Genomic DNA, 17,938 nt, shown 5'->3' on the forward strand with positions numbered 1-17,938 from the left:
CACCCGTTCCGTCCGTTTCTTCACTTCCTCCCGATGAGAGCCCTCATGTTCTTCGACATATCCATACCGCGTGGCCGCCGCAGAGTCCGGCCGGTCGGCGCAGCCGCCCTCGCCCTCGGTCTGGCAGCCGTCACCGGGTGCAGCGGTGACAGCGGCGCCGGCGACGACACCGTGAAGGTCGGCCTGGTGGCCTCGCTGTCAGGTACGTACGAGCCGGTCGGCACGGAGCTGCGGAAGGGCTTCGAGCTGTACCTCGCCACCCACGACAACAAGCTGGGCGGCCGTGAGGTCGAGCTGATCGTGGCGGACGAGGGCGACGGTCCGCCGACCGCGGTTCCCGCCGCCACCAAGCTGGTCAAGAAGGACAAGGTCGACGCGCTGACCGGCCTCGTCAGCGGTGGTTCGGTCAACGCGGTGATGCCGCTGGTCAACCAGGCCAAGATCCCGCTGCTCGGGTCCAACGGCCGGCCGCCCGTCAAGGACATGAAGTACCTCTGGACGACGAGCTTCCTCTCGGACGAGCCGGGTGCGGCCATCGCCCCGTACGTCAAGGAGAAGGTGGACGGCCCGGTCTACGCGATCGGCCCCGACTACCAGGGTGGCCACGACGAACTGCGCGGTTTCACCGACGAGTTCAAGAAGGTCGGGGGCAAGCTCGCCAACCCCGACGGCAAGACGACATGGACTCCGTTCCCGAAGACCACGAACTTCATGCCGTACTTCGCCGACATCGCCAAGACGGACGCGAAGGCGGTGTACTGCTTCTACGCCGGCAAGGCCGCCATCGACTTCGCCAAGCAGTACGCGCAGTCGGACGTCGCCGACCTGCCGCTGTACACGGCCTTCGTCACCGAGGGCAGTGTGCTCCAGGCGCAGGGCGACGCGGCGAAGGACGTCTACTCGGTCCTGAACTACGCGGCCGACCTCGACAACGAGGCCAACCGTAAGTTCGCCGCCGACTGGACGGCCAAGCACGACACCCAGCCGACGACCTACGCGATGGCCTCGTACGACGCCGCCGCCGTGCTGGACCAGGCGATCGGCGACGCCGCCAAGAAGGGCGACGTCACGCGGGAGACCATCAACAAGGCCATCGGCGGTCTCGGCCAGATCGACAGCCCGCGCGGGAACTGGGAGTTCGGCGACAAGGCGCACTCGCCGGTGCAGGGCTGGTACCTGCGTCAGGTGCGCAAGGACGGGGACCAGTTGTCCAACGTCATGGTCCAGGACCTGGCGACCCTCGGCAGCTGACTGAGATGAATCTCCTTGATGCCCACTTCGTGCCGGCGGTGGACGGCGTGGCCTACGGGCTGCTGCTGTTCGTGGTCGCCGCCGGCCTGAGTCTCGCCTTCGGCACCGCGGGCGTGCTGAACCTGTCACACGGCACGCTGTACGCGATCGGCGCCTATACCGGTGCCGAGTTGAGCGACGGGACCTGGGGCGGACTCGCCGTCGGTCTGGCGGCCGGAACCGCGGCGGCGGCAGCCGCCGGGGCCGGTCTGTCCGCCGCGACGATCCCCCTGGCCCGTCGTGGGCATCTCGCGCAAGCACTGCTGACGTTCGGGCTGGCCCTGATCGGCGGCAATCTGCTCATCGAGTTCTTCGGGGCCGACGAGCTACCGGTACGCGTCCCCGAGGCGCTCGACTCCTCGGTGACGCTGCTGGGCCACCGGTACCCCGCGTACCGGCTCTGCTTCATCCTCATGGCCGTGCTGCTCGCGGCGGTCGGTACGTGGGTGCTCACCCGCACCCGTGTGGGCGCGGCGGTCCGCGCCTCCGCCGACGATCCGCAGATGCTGGCCACCACCGGGCACAGTCCCCGTGCGGTGCACACCGGGGTGCTGGCCGCCGCCGGGACGCTGGCGGGGGCCGCCGGTGTGCTCGGCGCGCCGATCATCGGGCCGGGAGCCGGCACGGCCGACACCGTGCTGATGCTGTCCCTCGTGGTGGTCGTGCTCGGTGGGCTGCGGTCGCTGTGGACGACGCTGTTCGCGGCGATCGCCGTCGGCGAGGTGCAGACGCTGGGTGTCTCGGTGGCGCCGGAGTTGGCGCCGTACCTGCTGTTCGCGGCCATGGCCGCCGTACTGATCCTGCGGTCCCGGTTCACCGAGCCGGCGACGTCGGGGGCGCACGGCGGGGGCGGCGGAGCGGATCCGGTGGAGTGGCTGCGGCAACGGCTCTGCGCCTCGTTCAAGGGGCGGGGTGCGGGCGAGGCCGGCTCGGCCGCCAACTCGGCCGCCGGATCAGCCGACTTGAGCAAGGCGGCACCGGCCCGGTCCGGCAGTGGCGGGCCGTTGGCGCGGCTGCTGCGGGGCGGCCCCGTCGATGACGACCTCCCCGCGCGGGTACGCCGGGCGGCGCCGCTCCTCGTCCTGCTCGTCGTGCTCATCGCCCTGCCGACGCTGCTCGACGCGTACACCATCTCGCTGGCCGGCTCCGCGCTCGCCCTCGGGCTGCTCGCGGTCAGCGTCACCATCCTGACCGGCTACGCCGGGCTGCCGACCCTGGGCCAGACGGCGCCGTTCGCCGTCGGCGCGTACGCCACCGCGAATCTCGCCGACGCCGGCTGGACGGTGGGCCCGGTCCAGATCGTCGTCGCGGCGCTCGCCGCCGCGCTGTTCTCCCTGGTGACGGGGCCCGCGGTGATCCGGGCCCGGGGGACCACGGTCCTGATGATCACGCTCGCCATCGGCGAGCTGGCCAGCGCGGCCATCAACCAGCTCAAGTCCGTCACCGGCGGCGCCGACGGCCTCGTCGGCTTCCCGCCCACGCAGGCGCTGTGGGGCGGGGAGGGGATGGTCGACGAGAGCGAGGTCTACAACTACGCGCTCGCCGTCGCCGTCGTCGCGGTCGTCATCACCCTGCTCGTGCTGCGCTCCCCGGCCGGAAAGCTGCTGACCGGCACCCGTAACGCCGAGGCGCGGATGCTCGCGTCCGGCCACCCGGTGGGGCGCTATCTGCTGATGGCACACATCGGCGCCGGCGCGCTGGCCGGGGTCGGCGGCTCGGTCATGGTCACCGTGCAGCAGTACCTCTCCCCCGCCGACGTCGGTTTCGAGATCGCCGCGTTCGCACTGCTGGCGGCCGTCATCGGCGGCGGCACGTCCGTGATCGGCGCCCTGATCGGCGCCGGACTCATCGTCATCACCCGTGACTGGGTGGCCAGTTCATGGCCCGGCCACGGACACCTGCTGCTCGGCGCGCTGTTCGTCGGCGCCGTCTATCTGCTGCCGCGCGGTCTGGCCGGGCTGCGCGCCAGGCCCGGCGCCGGGGGGCAGGGACCGGTACCGGCCAAGGCCGACCGACTCCCGCCCGACCACGACGACGACAGTGTTCCGGCCGGGAAGGTCGCCCCATGACAGCTGTACTGGATCTCAAGAACCTCACCCGGCGGTACGGGAGTCTCACCGCCGTCGACGACGTCAGCCTCCAACTCCCCACCGGGGCACGGCACGCCGTCATCGGCCCCAACGGCGCGGGCAAGACCACCCTGCTCAACCTCATCGCCGGCACCGACCGCCCCGACCACGGCGGCATCGCCCTCAGCGGCGCCGACATCACCCGTACGGCCACCGCCAAACGCAGCCGCCTCGGTATCGCGCGCAGCTTCCAACAGCCGTCCGTCATAGGCGAGTTGACGGTGCTGGACAATATCGTGCTGGCCGGCTGGCGGCACCACCCGCTGCGCCGGGGCGCGTGGCGGCGGCCGTCCCGCTACCGACAGCACGCCGAGTCCGCGGCGCGCCACCTGGAGGCGGTCGGCCTCGCCGACTCCGCCCACCGGCCGGCCGCCGACCTGTCGCACGGCCAGCGCCGGATGCTCGACCTCGCGGCGGCCCTGGCGGGCGATCCGCGCCTGCTGCTGCTGGACGAGCCCGCGGCCGGGCTGACCGACGGCGACATCGGCCGGCTGCTCACGATCCTGGGCGGCCTGCCGGCCGACGTCGCCATCATCCTGGTGGAGCACCATGTCGAGGTCGTCGCCGAACTCGCCGACACGGTGACCGTGTTGGCGGCGGGGCGAGTCCTGATCACCGGTCCGACGGCGGAAGCGCTCGCCCATCCGGAGGTGCGCGACGCGTACCACGCGACGGCCGCCCGCGACACAGCAGAAGCGAGAGGGTGACCGACCACCGATGCTGGAACTCACCGGCCTGACGGCGGGCTACCACGGCGGCACCGTCCTGCACGACCTCGATCTGACCGTCCCCGCCGGCTCCGTCCACGCGATCGTGGGCCACAACGGGGCGGGCAAGACCACCCTCGTCCACACCGTGGCGGGGTTCATCCGCCCGTCCGCGGGCTCGGTACGGCTGAACGGCCAGGAAATGACCGGGCAGCCCGCGCACCGCGTGGCGCGCGCCGGGATCGGCCTCGTACCGCAGGGCCGCCGGGTCTTCGCCGGACTCACCGTCGCCGAACACCTGCGGCTCTCCTACCGCCCACCGCGCCGCGGCGACGCGACCCGGCCCAGCGAGTGGACCCCGGCGCGGGTCCTGGAGCTGCTGCCCCGGCTGGGCGAGCGCCGGGGCAACCGGGGCACGGACCTGTCCGGCGGCGAACAGCAGATGCTCGCGCTGGCCCGCGCGCTGCTGGGCTCGCCGAGCGTGCTGCTGATGGACGAGCCCACGGAAGGGCTGGCGCCCGGCCTGGTCAAGCAGGTCTACGAACTGGTCGGCACGCTGGCGCAGGAGGGGATCGCCGTGCTGCTGGTCTCCCCGAGCCCCGCGCAGGCGGCCGAGTGCGCCCGCACGCTCACGGTCCTCACGTCGGGCCGGGTGACGCTCCGCATGGACGGCGCGGACGCCCGCACGGACCCGACACCACTGCACGAGGCCCTGGAACTGACCCCGGTACGGTCCGCGACACGTTGAACCACAACGCCCTCACCCGCCGGCCGGGCACTTCAAGCCCGTCCGGCGGGCGTTTCAAGCCCGTCCGGCGATTGAGGACACCACCCACCGGCGGCAACCACCCCAGCCTGTCCGGCGATTGAGGACGAACCGGCCCACCGGGCGGACCCGGTGGACCGTCCGGGTCACTTCAGGCGGTGCCCGCCGAACCCGCTGTTCCGGTCGGACCCACTGTTCTGCGCCTGCCACCACGCCTCGAACTCCGGCTGCCCCATCGCGCTCCAGTCCGGCGTGTTCTCGACCTGCGCACTGCCCATCCTGCGGGCCAGCGCGACCAGCGAGGCGCCAACAGGGCCCCGCGTCGTGTCGTACGTCTCCGCGATCTCCTTCCAGCTCCCCCCGGCCACCGCGGCGGCCTCCAGCGCCGTGGCGTCCTGGAGCGCCTTCACGCTGCCGCCGCCGATGTGCGGCCGGGCGACGCTGGCGGCGTCGCCGACGAGCAGCATCCGACCGGAGGTGTAGTGCGGCACCTCCAGGTCGTAGATGGGCTGGATGAAGGTGGTCTCGGCGGGCGTACGCAGCACCCGGGCGGCCCAGTCGGGCGGGAAGTTGTCCGCCACGAGGGCCCTCAGGTGCGCGGTGAGCGCCGAGTTGAGCCGGCCGGGCGGCAGGGAGGTCGGCGTCTTCAGGTCCGGGTGGAGGTCCTCGGACTCGGGCGGGGCGGTGTAGAGCACCCAGTTGAGCCGGTGTCCGCCGACGCCGTCCGGGATGCGGTAGATCATGCAGTGGCCGCCGGGGAAGACGACGTTGTGCGCGTCGTTGCCGTCGGACGGGAGGTCGGCGACGTCGGCCGACGTACCGCGCCAGCCGATGTAGCCGGCGTATGTCGCGCTGAGCCCGGGGAACATGGCCTCGCGGACGACGGAGCGGTACCCGTCGGCCCCGATCACGGCGTCGAAGCGTTCCCGCCGTCCGTCGGCGAGTTGGAGGGTCACGCCGTCGGAGTCGGGCTCCACCGCGTCGACGAGCGCGCCGGACCGGTAGTCGACCTCTTCGGGCACCCGGCGCCGCAACTCGCTCCAGAGGGAACCCCAGTTGTAGGCGCGGAACGGGAACGGCTGCTCGCCGACGGCCCGTCCGTGCTCCGCCTCGCCGTCCCGCACGCTCCACACGCGCCGGGTGAGCGGCGCCCACGGCATCTCGGCGGCGACGTATCCGGCGCTCTGGAGTTCGTTGTAGCGGTCGTTGTGGAGGGCTATCCCGACTCCCCTGTCCCGGAGTTGGGCGTCGGCCCGTTCGAAGACGGTGACCTTCCCGGCTCCGCCGCGGGACACGGCCAGAGCGGTGGCGCACCCCGCAATGCTGCCGCCGACGACGGCGACGCTGCCTCCACGCATACCTGGCTCTCCACTCAGTCGGTGTTGTTGGTATTGGTATTGGTGTTGGTATTGGTGTTGCCGGTGGTGACGTTGCGGTCGAATCCTATTCGAGTGGCATAGCCATACGATTGGGCGGTGAGTCCTTGGGAGTATGTGAACGACAGCACCCGTGCCCGGCGCTGGCTGGCCGAGAAGGGCCTGACGGAGGCGGACGGCGGCGGCTGGATCGAGGCGGGGACGGACGACCGGGCGCCCGGCGCAGCACTGACCGCGAACGACGTCGCGCACGCCTGGACCCGCGCGGCGCTCAGGGATCACTGCCTCGACGCGGCCGGACGACTGCGGCTCGGCTTCGGGTTGCTGGATCTCCTTGACGAGTACTGGGTGCTGGCGGAGATCGGCTTCGCCCTCGCAGACGAGGACGATCCGCTGCCCGCCGACGCGTTCTGGACGGGCTGCCGCCGACGGCTGGAGTCCGCCGAGGAGCCGAAGGCGCTCACGTACGCCCTCTGGGTCGACTGGTTCGAGGACCGGGCGACGGCGGAAACGGCCTTCGCCCGGGTGCTGGGCGACGACGTGGACGCGCTGCCCCGTGCCGAGCGGCCCCTGCTGCTGCGGGCCGAGTGGGTGCTGCGCGCGTCGGGGCCGGTGCCGTGGCCGGTGAAGCACCGCGTGTACGAGGCCGCGGCTGCCGTCCCCGCGCTGCACGGCGCGCTGTTCCGCGCCCTGCTCGGCGGCTACCACGCCGTGTACGGCGAGCTGGATCCCGGGGCCGCGCTCGTACTGCTGCGACGGCTGGACCTGCCGCCCGGCACCGAGAGTCTCGCGGAGCTGGGCGCCGTCCTGGAAGCCGGGCACAAGAACCACTATGCCGCGCCCGACGCGTGGCCGGACCGGTCGAGCCCGTCCGGCGGTTGAGGGCACAGTACGCAGGGCGCACAGCACGTAGCGCACAGCACGTAGGGCACAGCACGTAGGGCACCCCCAACCGCCGGACGGCTCCGGTCGCCGCCCTACACCCCCTTCTCCCGCAGCCGCGCGTCCGCCCAGTCCCCGTGGTCCGAGTCGATCCCGTCGCCGCCATCCGTGACGCGCAGCGTCAACTGCCGCACCCCGCTGACGTCGACGTCGAACCGTGGCCTCGGTGTTGTGGCGCTGCCCGAACTGGAAGCCCATGGGTGCGAAGTCCATGGAGCCGACCACGTTACGGGTGTAGGGCAGCGTGGCCATGTCGTCGGCCTGGACGTTGCCCTGCTCGTCGCCGTGCACGCCTTCCATCGACATGACGTGCGGCCAGGTGCGCTGGACGCCGTGCGGGAGCGTCGAGCCGTGGAAGTTGACCATCAGCTCGCGATCGGCGGTCTCCCGGAGGATGTCGTCGTACCACCCCATGCGTTCGCGCGAGTCGGAGTCCATGAAGTCGATCTTCAGCCCGGCGGCGCCCCACTCCTTGACCTTGTCGAGCCGCCGTGTGCGCTCGGCGGGCGTGTCGAGGTCGTTCCAGTGCATCCACAACAGGACGCCCACGCACCGCCGTTCGGCGTCCTCCATCAACTTCGGCATCCAGTCGGTGGTGTTCCAGCCGTCGTCCACCAGGGAGTACTCCCAGCCGTGCGCCGCCGCGTAGTCCACGAACCGCTGCTTGGTCGCCAAACTGCGCTGGGCCGCGCCGAATCCGGCGAGCCAGGACCAGGTGACCGCGCCGGGGCGGATCCAGTGATGACGGCGATCCTCGGCCTGGCTCCAGGGTCTGCTCGACGGCATCAGCCCCACGCCGGACGCCGCCGAGGCGCGCCGGGTGCGGGGTGAACTTGACGGCCTCGTCGCACTGGTGGAGTCGCACTTCACGTACGAGGAGAAGAAGATCGCCACCGCGCTCAACGCGCTGACGCCTCCACCACCCGACGACTTCACCTTGCGCGACACCCGCCACCGCTAGGGCGTGTTGCGAAAGTAGCGCCGTCCGCCCGAAGGGCGGGGCCGACGGCGTCTGGTGCGTGCGATCGCAAGGCGGAGGATCGTTCTCGTACTGGACGTACTTGGATGATTCCGACAACGCGGCGAGTGCGCGTGCCAGGCGTCGTCGGCCAGGCGGGACTTTCGAAACACGCCCTAGGTCCTGTCCGGCGGATCTTCGGGGGTCCGGGACGCCTGGCACGGCACCTCGCCGCGTTGACAGCGTTCTCGAAGGCGCCCAAGTACGGCGGGCCATCCACAACGCCGATCCTCCGCCTTGCGATCGCACGCACCCGACGCCGTCGGCTCCGCCCTCCGGGCACCTCAAGCCCGTCCGGCGATTGAGGGCGAACCGGCCCGGCCGAACGGCCCTCAGGCGGAACGCTTCCGCGCCGGGGCCTTCTTCGCCGTGGTCTTCTTGGCCGTCGCCGACGCCGTCTTCTTCGCGGCGGTCCTGCCCGTCGCCGTCTTCTTCGCCGCTGCCGACGCCTTCTTGGCCGGCGCCTTCTTCGAAGCCGTCTTCGAAGCCGCCTTCGAAGCGGTCTTCCGCGCACCGGCCGACTTCTTCCGGGCCGGCAGATGCGTCACCTCCGCGTGATCCCCGTCCCCGTCCCCCGCACCCGCACCCGCACCCGCATTCGTACCGCTCCCCTCCCCCCGCGACTCCTTCGCCGCCCGCACACTGCTCTCCAGCGCCGCCATCAGGTCCAGCACCTTGCCCCCGCGCCGCTCTCCCGCCCCCTCCGGAGCCCGCAACTCACCGCCGCCCGCCGCCTTGGAGGCGATCAGTTCCTCGACCGCCTCCCGGTAGTCGTCGTGCAGCGATGCCAGCTCGACCTCGCCCAGCGTGTCCATCAGGGCATCGGCCAGGTCGAGTTCGGCGTCGCGGATGCTGACCTCCGTCTCCGGCGCCACCCCCTCCGGCTGCCGGATCTCGTCCGGCCAGAGCAGCCCGTGCAGGGCGATGACGTCGCCGAGGACCCGCACCATGCCCAGCCGCTCGCGCCCGCGCAGCGCGAATTTCGCGACCGCGACCTTCTCGCTCCGTTTCAGGGCCTCACGCAGCAGCGTGTACGGCTTGGCGGCGGGCGCGCCGTTCGCCGAGATGTAGTACGCGGAGCCCAGCTGGAGCGGATCGATGGACGACTCGGGCACGAACCCCACGATCTCGATCGTCTTCGCCGTCGGCAGCGGGAGCTGGGCGAGGTCGTCGTCCGAGATCGGGATCATGGACCCGTCCGCGTCCTCGTACGCCTTGCCGATCTCGGCCGACGTGACCTCTTCCTCGTCCAGCTCGCAGACCTTGCGGTAACGAATCCGGCCGCCGTCCGCCAAATGGATCTGCCGGAAGGAGATCGAGTGGCTCTCGGTGGCGTTCACCAGCTTGATCGGGATGCTGACCAGACCGAAGGAGATTGCGCCGTTCCATATGGATCGCACGATTAATCCCTTACATCCGAATTCGTGGGATTCTCATCGTATGACGCCTATCGCCGAGGTGGAGGGGCGGCGGATCGCCCTCAGCAATCTGGAGAAGGTCCTCTACCCGGCCACCGGCACCACCAAGGGCGAGATCCTGCACTACTGCGCGACCTCGGCCGGTGCCCTGCTCGCCCATCTGGCCAACCGCCCCGTCTCCTTCCTCCGCTACCCGGACGGCCCCGCCGGCCAGCGCTTCTTCACCAAGAATCCGCCGCCGGGCACACCGTCCTGGGTGCGTACGGCGGCGGTGCCGCGTTCGGCGGGCCAGCTCGCCAAGCAGGTGCTGGTGGAGGATCTGGCGACGCTGATGTGGGCCGCGAACCTGGTGGTGGAGTTCCACACCCCGCAGTGGCAGGTCGACAGCCCGGCCCGCGCCGACCGCATCGTCTTCGATCTGGACCCCGGCGAGCCCGCCACCGTGGTGGAGTGCTGCGCGGCGGCGCTCTGGCTGCGCGAACGGCTCGCGGCGGACGGTCTGCGCGCGTACGCCAAGACGTCCGGCTCGAAGGGCCTGCATCTGCTCGTACCGCTGGAGCCGACACCGTCGCCCGAGGTCTCCGCGTACGCCAAGTCGCTCGCCGTCGAGGCCGAGGCCGAGCTGCCGCATCTGGTGGTCCACCGGATGGCCCGCGCGCTGCGCCCCGGCAAGGTCTTCGTCGACCACAGCCAGAATTCGGCGGCGAAGACGACGGCGGCGCCGTACACGCTGCGCGCCAGGACGGAACCGACCGTCTCCACCCCGGTGTCCTGGGAGGAGGTCGGAAACTGCGCGGCGCCGCAGGAGCTGGTCTTCCGCGTCGGTGACATCGCGGGGCGGCTGGAGCGGTACGGGGACCTCCTCGGCCCGCTGATCAATCTCAATCGGGCGGGTCGCCTGCCGTGACCGTTGCCGTGGTGGGCGTGCACCATAGGGGTACGCCAGTCATGAGCGTCATGAAGCGTCATGAGCAGAGAAGGAACCACGCATGATCATCTTTGGGACCAAGGGTTACATCTACCAACTGGCGATACTGACGCTCGTGTGCGGCAGCTGCGGCAATCCGTCGGCGCACACGCTGCGCAAGCGGGTATCCAAGTTCACGCTGTTCTTCGTGCCGCTGTTCCCGTACTCGACGAAGCACTACACGCAGTGCACATTCTGCGGCGTGGAGCACCAGGTGCCGAACGAGCAGGCGGAGCAGCTGCTCGCGCAGAGCGCGTCGCAGGCCCAGCAGGGCGTGGGCCAGCAGCACGGCGCCAACCCGTTCGCGCAGGGCGGCCAGGGCGCGCAGGGTGGGCAGCCGGGCGGCGGGAACCCGTTCAGCCAGGGCGGACAGGGTGGCCAGGGGCAGCAGCCGGGCCAGGGCGGCAACCCGTACCAGCGCTGACGACGGCGGGACTGCGGGGCCGCGGGGTCCCAGGGGCGCGGGATCGCGAGGCGGGTCACGCGGGGCTGAGCCGGGTGCGCGGGGTACGCAGCGTTACGGTTGCGGACAGAATGTGACGAAACTAGGGTAAATCGGGCGAGGGTCGAGCAGTTCCCCGTCGTCCTCCCGCCCCTTCCCGAACATCAGGAGTCACGCATGTCCCAGCGTTCCCTGCGTTCCCTGCGTTCCTCTGCCCCGCGTCTCCGGGGTTCCTTCGGCCCGTACGCCGCGGCCCTCGCCGTCGCCGTCGCGGCCCTGACCGCGACACCCGCGATGGCGGCGGTACCCGCCCCGCCGCCCGTCAGCTCCAACGGCCACGCGGACGCGGGCGCGGACACGGGCACGAGCACGGGCACGGGCACGGGCACCAACGCCAACGCCAACGCCGGCCGCCCCGCCGACATCGACCCCGAGGCGGTCGAGGCCGAGGCCCAGGCCGCGACGGCGCCGCGCGAGTACAAGGGCCGGGTCACCGCCAAGACCGGGCTGCTGCTGCGCGACAAGCCCACCCGCGGCAGCAAGGTCATCGGCACCGCCGCGTACGGCTCGATCGTGCACATCTTCTGCAAGACGCGGGGCGACAACGTGAACGGCAACGACCGCTGGTACCTCCTCACGGACGGCACCTGGGCGTGGGGCTCGGCCGCGTACATCGACAACATCGGCCAGGCGCCCCGCTGGTGCTGACGCCCTGCTGGTGCTGACGCCGCGCCGGTGCTGACGCCGCGCGAAGCCTGACCTGACCCGACATGCCTCATGTCTTTACATAAGCGGACATAAGGCATGTCGGGTTGCTACGTTGCGCTCCATGACCGCAACGACGGCGGACTCTCCCCCGCCCGAACCGCCCGAACTACGCCTCCGCAAGCGGCGCGGGGTCGAGCTCTCGCTCCTCGTGTGCGCCGTCCTGATCTCCGTCTTCGGTTACGTCGCCGTCGGCCTCGCCCGCGACGACGCCGCCCCGCCCGACGCCCTCGCGCACAGCGCGGGGCTGGGCCTGCTCGCGCTCGTCGCCCATCTCGCGGTCCGGTTCCGCGCCCCGTACGCGGACCCGCTCCTGCTCCCGATCGCGGTCCTGCTCAACGGTGTCGGGCTGGTGCTCCTCCACCGGCTGGACCTGGCGACGCCCGGCGAGCGGGACGCGCCCGCGCAGCTGATCTGGTCCACCCTCGGTGTCGCGCTGTTCATCGCCGTCGTCGTGCTCCTGCGCGACCACCGGGTGCTCCAGCGGTACGCGTATCTGTCGGTGGTCGCCGCGCTGCTGCTGATGACCGTGCCGATCTTCTTCCCCGCCGTGAACGGCGCCAGGATCTGGATCCGGCTCGGCGAACTCTCCTTCCAGCCGGGCGAGTTCGCGAAGATCCTGCTCGCCGTCTTCTTCGCCGCCTATCTCGCGGCCAACCACGGCGCCCTCGCGTACACCGGCCGCAGGATCTGGAGGCTCCAACTGCCCACCGGCCGGGTGCTGGGCCCCATCGTCGCGATCTGGCTGCTCAGCGTGCTCGTCCTGGTCCTGGAACGCGACCTCGGCACCTCGCTGCTCTTCTTCGGGCTCTTCGTGATCCTGCTGTACGTGGCGACGGGCCGCACCGGCTGGATCGCCGTCGGGCTGCTGCTGGCCGGGGTCGGCGCGTTCGCCGTCGGCTGGCTCGAACCGCACGTCCACAGCCGGGTGCGGGACTGGCTCCACCCGTTCGCCTCCATCGACGCCGGCCACGGGCCGGACCAACTGGCCCAGTCCCTCTTCGCGTTCGCGGCGGGCGGGATGTTCGGTACGGGGCTGGGGCTCGGCCGATCCGTCCTCATCGGCTTCGCCGCCAAGTCCGACTTCATCCTCGCCACGGCGGGCGAGGAACTGGGACTGATCGGGCTGACCGCGATCATCCTGCTGTACGCGCTGCTCGTCGCCCGCGGCTACCGCACCGGGCTCGCTCTGCGTGATCCGTTCGGGCGGCTGCTCGCGGTCGGTCTGGCGTCGATCGTGGCGCTCCAGGTGTTCGTGATCGCGGGCGGGGTGACGGGGCTGATCCCGCTGACCGGCATGGCGATGCCGTTCCTGGCGCAGGGAGGTTCGTCGGTCGTCACGAACTGGGTCATCGTGGCGCTGCTCATCCGGCTCAGCGACTCGGCGCGCAGGCCGCATCCGGAGACGGTGGAGACGGGCGTGATCGCGCCGGCGGTGGTCACGGTTCGTTCGCCGGGACCAGCCGGGCCGCCGGGATCGGTGGGGCCGGCCGGTCCGGCGGCGGGGGGAGGCGAGCGATGATCAGCCATATCCGCCTCGCCGCCGGGTTCTGTCTGCTGCTCCTCGTCGCCCTGCTCGTCAACGCGGCCCGGATCCAGGTGATCCAGGCCGACTCCCTCGACAACAACCCCGCCAACCGCCGTAAGACCATGGACCGTTACGAGCAGCCGCGCGGTCAGATCCTCGTCGACGGCCGGCCCGTCACCGGGTCCAAGGACACGGGTCAGCAACTGCGCTACGAACGCACCTACATCCAGGGGCCGTTGTACGCGCCGGTGACCGGCTACGCCTCCCAGACGTACGGCAACACCCTCCTGGAGAACGCCCAGGACGGCATCCTGTCCGGCACCGACCCGACGCTCGCCCCGCTGCCGTTCTGGAACGACATCACCCTCGCCCAGCAGCCCGGCGGGAAGGTCGTCACGACCGTCAAGTCGGCCTTGCAGCGGGCCGCTTACGCCGGACTCGCCGGCCGGCGCGGCGCGGTCGCCGCGATCGAGCCGACGTCCGGCAAGATCCTCGCGCTGGTCAGCAGCCCGTCGTACGACCCGGGAAAGCTGTCGGGCACGGGCGGCGGCGTGGCCGACGCGTGGCGGCGGTTCAACGGCGCGAGCACCCAGCCGATGCTCAACCGGGCCATCCGGCAGACGTATCCGCCCGGTTCGGCCTTCAAGATCGTGACGGCCGCCGCCGCGCTGGACACCGGAGTGGTCGGCGACGTGGACGCGCCGACGGGCGTCCCGGAGCCGTACGTCCTGCCGGGCACGCGCACCACGCTCCCGAACGACGCGCGGGGCTGCGACAAGGAGTCCCTGGCGTACGCCATCAAGTGGTCCTGCAATTCGGTGATGGCCGGGCTGGGGGTGGAGGTCGGGCTCGAATCGATGGTGGAGGCGGCCGGCAAATTCGGTTTCAACGAGGAGCGGTTGAGGATTCCGTCGGGGGTCGCCGTGTCCAACTTCGACCGGGAGATGAGCGACGACCAGCTCGCGCTCTCCTCCATCGGCCAGTTCGACACGACGGCGACACCGCTCCAGATGGCGATGGTGGCGGCGGCCGTCGCGAACGGCGGGGACCTCAAGTACCCGTATCTGGTGGACCGGACGCTCGCGGCGGACGGCGACGTCGTCTCCCGTACGGGCGAGCACTCGTACCGGCAGGCGATGAGCCCGTCGACGGCCTACCGGCTGCGGCAGTTGATGGTGGAGGTCGTGGACACCGGTACGGGGAAGAGCGCCGGGATCGACGGCGCGACGGTCGGCGGCAAGACGGGGACGGCGCAGCACGGGGTGGGCAACTCCGGTACGCCGTATGCCTGGTTCATCTCCTGGGCACAGGCGGAGGGTGCGGGCCGCCCGTCGGTGGCGGTGGCCGTGGTGGTGGAGGACGCGGAGGCGGTGCGCGGCGAGATCAGCGGGGGCGGCGACGCGGCGCCGATCGCCCGGGCGGTGATGGAGGCGGCGCTGCCGGACAGGGCCTAGGCATGTCGTTCGGATCAGGCTGGGTCAGGCTGGGTCAGAGCTTGCCCAGGCCGGTCTGGATGTCGTCGAGGTCCATCACCGGCTGGAAGGCCACTTCGGCGCCGAGATCCTGGAAGAACGGCTCGGCGACGCTCGGAATGTCGGAGGCGTCCTTGAGGTCGAAGACGACGTAAGCGGTGCGCATACCGTCCTGGCTCCCGAAGTACGCGGCCTCCGGCTTGATCCGGTCGAACACCGACTTCAGGGTGTTGGGCAGCGTGCGATCCGCGATCGCCTTGTTCGCCTTCTCGGTGTCCATCCGGACCGTCAGCAGCACCCTCATGGCTGTCCCGCCTCTCATGGGCCGACTCCCATGGGCCGGCGCGCCGGCACATCCGTGCCGCCAGTCAAGCGTGGGCGCGGTTCGGCGAGCCCGCAACCGGGGAAAGGCGTCGGAGTGACTCCCAGGTGGACGGTGGCCGAGGCCCTGGACCGGATCGACCGCCTCGACCCGCGGCTGTGCGCGTTCATCGAGGTGTGGCACGCGCGGGCGCCGGCGCGGGTTCGCACGGTGGAGGGCCAACTGCCTTTGGCAGGGCTGCCGTTCGCGGTGAAGGGTCCGACGGGCATCCGCTCGTACGCGGCGCGGCGGCTGATCGCGGCCGGGGCGGTGCCGGTCGGCTCGACGGCGGTGCCGGGGCCGGGGACGTACTGGCAGACCTGGGGCCGGGGCGCCCACGGCCGTACGGTCAACCCCTACCGCGCCGACCGCACGCCCGGTGGTTCGTCGGCGGGCTCGGCGGTGGCGGTCGCCGCCGGTCTGGTGCCGCTGGCGACGGGCAGCGACGGGGCGGGGTCGGTGCGGATCCCGGCGGCGTGGTGCGGGGTGTTCGGCCTGAAGACGACGAGGGGGCTGCTGCCGTCGCCGGACCGGACGGGGCTGGCGACGGCGGGGGTGCTGACGCGGCGGGCGGCGGACGCGCGGGGGTACCTGCGGTGCGTGCTGGACGAGTACGAGGAGGTGGGCGGCGCCGGGGTGCCGGTGCCCGCCACGTACTCGCCGGATCTCGGTTTCGCGCGGACGGATCCGGGGGTGGAGGCGGTGGTACGGGCGGCGGTGGGCCGGCTGGTGGCCGGCGGGGTCGTAAGGCTCGACCAAGCCACCGCGGCACGTGTCGAACTGCTCGACCCGCGCGAGGCGTGGCTGGCCGTACGCGGCGGCGCGGGCGCGGGCGCGGGCTTTGACGCTCGGGGCGCCCGGAACGCCCGGGAGACGCGGGAGACGCGGGAGACGCGGGAGACGCGGGAGACGCGGGAGGAGAACGACCGGCGGCTCGACGCGTACTTCGCGCGTACGCCGCTGCTGCTCACCCCGGTGACGCCGAACCGCCCGCACGGCCACGAGGGACCGGGCGTCGACGTCTACTCGACGGAGCTGACCTGGGCGTTCAACCTGAGCGGCCATCCGGCGGCGAGCCTGCCCGCCGGTTTCACGCCGGACGGCTGCCCGGTGGGACTCCAACTGGTGGCGGCGCGCGGGAAGGACGTCTGGCTCCTCGAAATCGCCCGTGCCGCCGAGCGGGCTCTGCCTGTCGTGCGCCCATGACGACTCCCTCTCCCGCCGCTGCCGGGCGCCCCGCGTACGAACTCGCCCAGGTGAACATCGCCCGCCTCAAGCACCCTTTGGACTCAGCCGAGTTGAAGGACTTCGTGAACGCGCTCGACCCGGTGAACGCGGTCGCAGAAGGGTCCGACGGTTTCGTCTGGAGACTCCAGAGCGACACGGGCAACGCGACCGGCGTACCGGTCTTCGGCGACGCGTGGCTGATCGTGAACCTGTCGGTGTGGCGGAACACGGACGCGCTGACGGCCTTCATGTACCAGGGCCGGCATCGCAAACTGCTCGCCCGGCGCTTCGAGTGGTTCGAGCGCGTATAAGAGGCGATGACCGCGCTGTGGTGGGTGGAGGCGGGTGTCCGGCCGACGACGCGGGACGCGGAGTCGCGGCTGCTGTATCTGCGCCAACACGGCCCGACGGCACACGCGTTCACGCTGCGACAGAGCTTCGCGCCGAGTGCGTGAGTGCGTGAGTGAGATGCAAACGGCGCGTCGGCTGTTTCCCTTGCCCCTCATCCATTATGGACCACCAGGGGGCGGGATTCCTTCCTCCTGGTGGATGATCTTGAGGCTCCGCGCCGCCCCTACGGTTGAGCCATGCCTCTTCACATTCATGACCACGGCGGCGAAGGTCCGCCACTGCTCCTGCTGCACGGCGCGGGGCGCTCGCTCGCCGACTGGGACGCCGCCGCACCGCTCCTCACTCCGCACCACCGGGTACTCGCGGCCGATCTCCCGGCGCACGGCCGCTCCGATGCCGAAGCCCCCTGGTCGTTCGAATCGACGGTCACCGCGATCGAGAACGCGCTGCGCGCCCACGACGCCCCGCACGCGATCCTGGTCGGCCACTCACTGGGCGGGATGGTCGCCGTGCGGTACGCCGACGAGCACCCCGGTGTGACGCCGGGCGTGGTGAACCTCGACGGCCTGTGGTGGGGCGCGCCGGACGACTACGCGGGCGAGGACCGCGAGAGCCGGCTGCGCCTGGGCGAGACGATGCGGGCGACGGCCGGCCAGGTGGCGCCGCCCGAGTACATCGAACAACAGGTCGCGTACGCGGGCCAGTTCGGCATCCCGCCCGCACGGGCGGAGGCGGCGGCACGGGGCGCGGCACGCCAACTGGCGGACGGCAGCTGGCAGACGCTCCCGGAACGCGGGCGGTGGCTGGAGCTGCTCGACGCGCTGGACGCGCTGGAGCTGCTTCCGGCGATGCGCCGGCTGGCCTGCCCGCTGCTCGTGGTCAGGGCGCGCCGGGAGCAGCCGCCGATGCCGGGGATGGAGTGGTTCGAGAAGCTGATCGAGACTCATACGGGGCGGATGGACCGGGAGTTGGCGTCGCTGGTGAAGGAACGCCCGACGGCAGCGACGGCGGACCTGGACGCGACGCACGCGATGCTGCTGGAGGAGCCGGAGGCGGTGGCGGAGCGCGTACTGGAGTTCACGCGGAGGGGCGCGGGGACGCCGTAGCGCCGGGGCCGGGGGCCGGGGTCTCCGTCGGCGACCCCGGCTGCCACACGCCGCTGGACATCGAGCCAACAAG

Annotated in this window: 17 protein-coding genes and 2 pseudogenes; 14 read left to right on the top strand and 5 right to left on the bottom strand. The window is 71.6% G+C overall.

Annotation, left to right across the window (positions count from 1 at the left end; all coding sequences use genetic code 11):
- The first annotated feature begins 45 nt into the window (after positions 1-45).
- The 4 genes from OG700_RS10870 to OG700_RS10885 are packed head-to-tail and all read left to right on the top strand — an operon-like array spanning position 46 to position 4,874.
- Positions 46-1,251, top strand: coding sequence for an ABC transporter substrate-binding protein (locus OG700_RS10870; protein WP_405612246.1), 1,206 nt, complete (start codon positions 46-48; stop codon positions 1,249-1,251).
- Positions 1,252-1,256: 5 nt separating this feature from the next.
- On the top strand, positions 1,257-3,359 hold the full coding sequence (locus tag OG700_RS10875; protein ID WP_405612248.1) for an ABC transporter permease subunit: 2,103 nt from the start codon (positions 1,257-1,259) through the stop codon (positions 3,357-3,359).
- Entirely contained in the window at positions 3,356-4,126 is a 771-nt protein-coding gene (locus OG700_RS10880) for an ABC transporter ATP-binding protein (RefSeq protein ID WP_405612250.1), read from the top strand. The genes OG700_RS10875 and OG700_RS10880 overlap by 4 nt, the downstream gene beginning before the upstream one ends.
- A 10-nt stretch (positions 4,127-4,136) precedes the next feature.
- Positions 4,137-4,874, top strand: a complete 738-nt coding sequence (locus OG700_RS10885; protein ID WP_405612252.1) for an ABC transporter ATP-binding protein — start codon at positions 4,137-4,139, stop codon at positions 4,872-4,874.
- Between the two features lie 164 nt (positions 4,875-5,038).
- Here OG700_RS10885 and OG700_RS10890 read toward each other — a convergent pair whose 3' ends face one another.
- The gene (locus tag OG700_RS10890) at positions 5,039-6,250 is read right to left on the bottom strand and encodes an FAD-dependent monooxygenase (protein WP_405621587.1); all 1,212 of its coding nucleotides are present in this window, start codon (positions 6,248-6,250) and stop codon (positions 5,039-5,041) included.
- 117 nt (positions 6,251-6,367) lie between these two features.
- On the opposite strand from OG700_RS10890, the gene OG700_RS10895 reads away from it, so the two are divergent.
- Complete coding sequence (locus OG700_RS10895) at positions 6,368-7,150, top strand: hypothetical protein (protein WP_405612254.1); 783 nt, start codon at positions 6,368-6,370, stop codon at positions 7,148-7,150.
- 95 nt (positions 7,151-7,245) lie between these two features.
- Here OG700_RS10895 and OG700_RS10900 read toward each other — a convergent pair whose 3' ends face one another.
- Together OG700_RS10900 and OG700_RS10905 are read right to left on the bottom strand one after the other, a co-directional pair.
- Positions 7,246-7,344 (bottom strand): NPCBM/NEW2 domain-containing protein, encoded by a 99-nt coding sequence (locus OG700_RS10900; RefSeq protein ID WP_405612256.1) that lies wholly within the window; start codon positions 7,342-7,344, stop codon positions 7,246-7,248.
- Positions 7,345-7,432: 88 nt separating this feature from the next.
- Positions 7,433-7,996, bottom strand: a pseudogene (locus tag OG700_RS10905) (glycoside hydrolase family 97 catalytic domain-containing protein); the annotation flags it as partial.
- A gap of 34 nt (positions 7,997-8,030) precedes the next feature.
- Between OG700_RS10905 and OG700_RS10910 the strand changes: the two are divergent.
- Positions 8,031-8,171 carry a hypothetical protein gene (locus tag OG700_RS10910; RefSeq protein ID WP_405612258.1) on the top strand — a complete coding sequence of 47 codons (141 nt, stop codon included), beginning with the start codon at positions 8,031-8,033 and terminating at the stop codon, positions 8,169-8,171.
- Between the two features lie 389 nt (positions 8,172-8,560).
- Here the strand turns inward: OG700_RS10910 and OG700_RS10915 are convergent, their stop codons facing one another.
- The gene (locus OG700_RS10915; protein WP_405612260.1) at positions 8,561-9,628 is read right to left on the bottom strand and encodes a Ku protein; all 1,068 of its coding nucleotides are present in this window, start codon (positions 9,626-9,628) and stop codon (positions 8,561-8,563) included.
- A 40-nt stretch (positions 9,629-9,668) separates the two neighbouring features.
- Here OG700_RS10915 and ligD point away from each other — a divergent pair, with 40 nt between their 5' ends.
- From ligD to OG700_RS10940, 5 genes are all read left to right on the top strand, one after another.
- Positions 9,669-10,553 carry a non-homologous end-joining DNA ligase gene (gene ligD / locus OG700_RS10920; protein ID WP_405612262.1) on the top strand — a complete coding sequence of 295 codons (885 nt, stop codon included), beginning with the start codon at positions 9,669-9,671 and terminating at the stop codon, positions 10,551-10,553.
- Positions 10,554-10,635: 82 nt separating this feature from the next.
- Positions 10,636-11,037, top strand: a complete 402-nt coding sequence (locus tag OG700_RS10925; RefSeq protein WP_405612264.1) for a zinc-ribbon domain-containing protein — start codon at positions 10,636-10,638, stop codon at positions 11,035-11,037.
- A 195-nt stretch (positions 11,038-11,232) separates the two neighbouring features.
- A complete protein-coding gene (locus OG700_RS10930) occupies positions 11,233-11,763 on the top strand; it encodes an SH3 domain-containing protein (protein WP_405612266.1) in 531 nt (176 codons plus the stop codon).
- 121 nt (positions 11,764-11,884) lie between these two features.
- Positions 11,885-13,342 carry an FtsW/RodA/SpoVE family cell cycle protein gene (locus OG700_RS10935; RefSeq protein ID WP_405612268.1) on the top strand — a complete coding sequence of 486 codons (1,458 nt, stop codon included), beginning with the start codon at positions 11,885-11,887 and terminating at the stop codon, positions 13,340-13,342.
- Positions 13,339-14,802 (top strand): penicillin-binding transpeptidase domain-containing protein, encoded by a 1,464-nt coding sequence (locus OG700_RS10940; RefSeq protein ID WP_405612270.1) that lies wholly within the window; start codon positions 13,339-13,341, stop codon positions 14,800-14,802. Before OG700_RS10935 ends, OG700_RS10940 begins: the two co-directional genes overlap by 4 nt.
- Before the next feature lie 34 nt (positions 14,803-14,836).
- Here OG700_RS10940 and OG700_RS10945 read toward each other — a convergent pair whose 3' ends face one another.
- The gene (locus tag OG700_RS10945) at positions 14,837-15,142 is read right to left on the bottom strand and encodes a hypothetical protein (RefSeq protein ID WP_405612272.1); all 306 of its coding nucleotides are present in this window, start codon (positions 15,140-15,142) and stop codon (positions 14,837-14,839) included.
- 96 nt (positions 15,143-15,238) lie between these two features.
- Here OG700_RS10945 and OG700_RS10950 point away from each other — a divergent pair, with 96 nt between their 5' ends.
- The 3 genes and pseudogenes from OG700_RS10950 to OG700_RS10960 all read left to right on the top strand — a co-directional run bounded on the left by OG700_RS10950 (position 15,239) and on the right by OG700_RS10960 (position 17,865).
- Positions 15,239-16,387, top strand: coding sequence for an amidase family protein (locus tag OG700_RS10950; protein WP_405612274.1), 1,149 nt, complete (start codon positions 15,239-15,241; stop codon positions 16,385-16,387).
- Positions 16,384-16,863: pseudogene (locus tag OG700_RS10955) on the top strand (DUF3291 domain-containing protein). The gene OG700_RS10950 and the pseudogene OG700_RS10955 overlap by 4 nt, the downstream one beginning before the upstream one ends.
- A gap of 132 nt (positions 16,864-16,995) precedes the next feature.
- Positions 16,996-17,865 carry an alpha/beta fold hydrolase gene (locus OG700_RS10960; protein WP_405612276.1) on the top strand — a complete coding sequence of 290 codons (870 nt, stop codon included), beginning with the start codon at positions 16,996-16,998 and terminating at the stop codon, positions 17,863-17,865.
- Positions 17,866-17,938 lie beyond the last annotated feature (73 nt).

It is taken from the genome of Streptomyces sp. NBC_01508 (assembly GCF_045040315.1).
Taxonomy (GTDB): Bacteria; Actinomycetota; Actinomycetes; order Streptomycetales; family Streptomycetaceae; genus Streptomyces.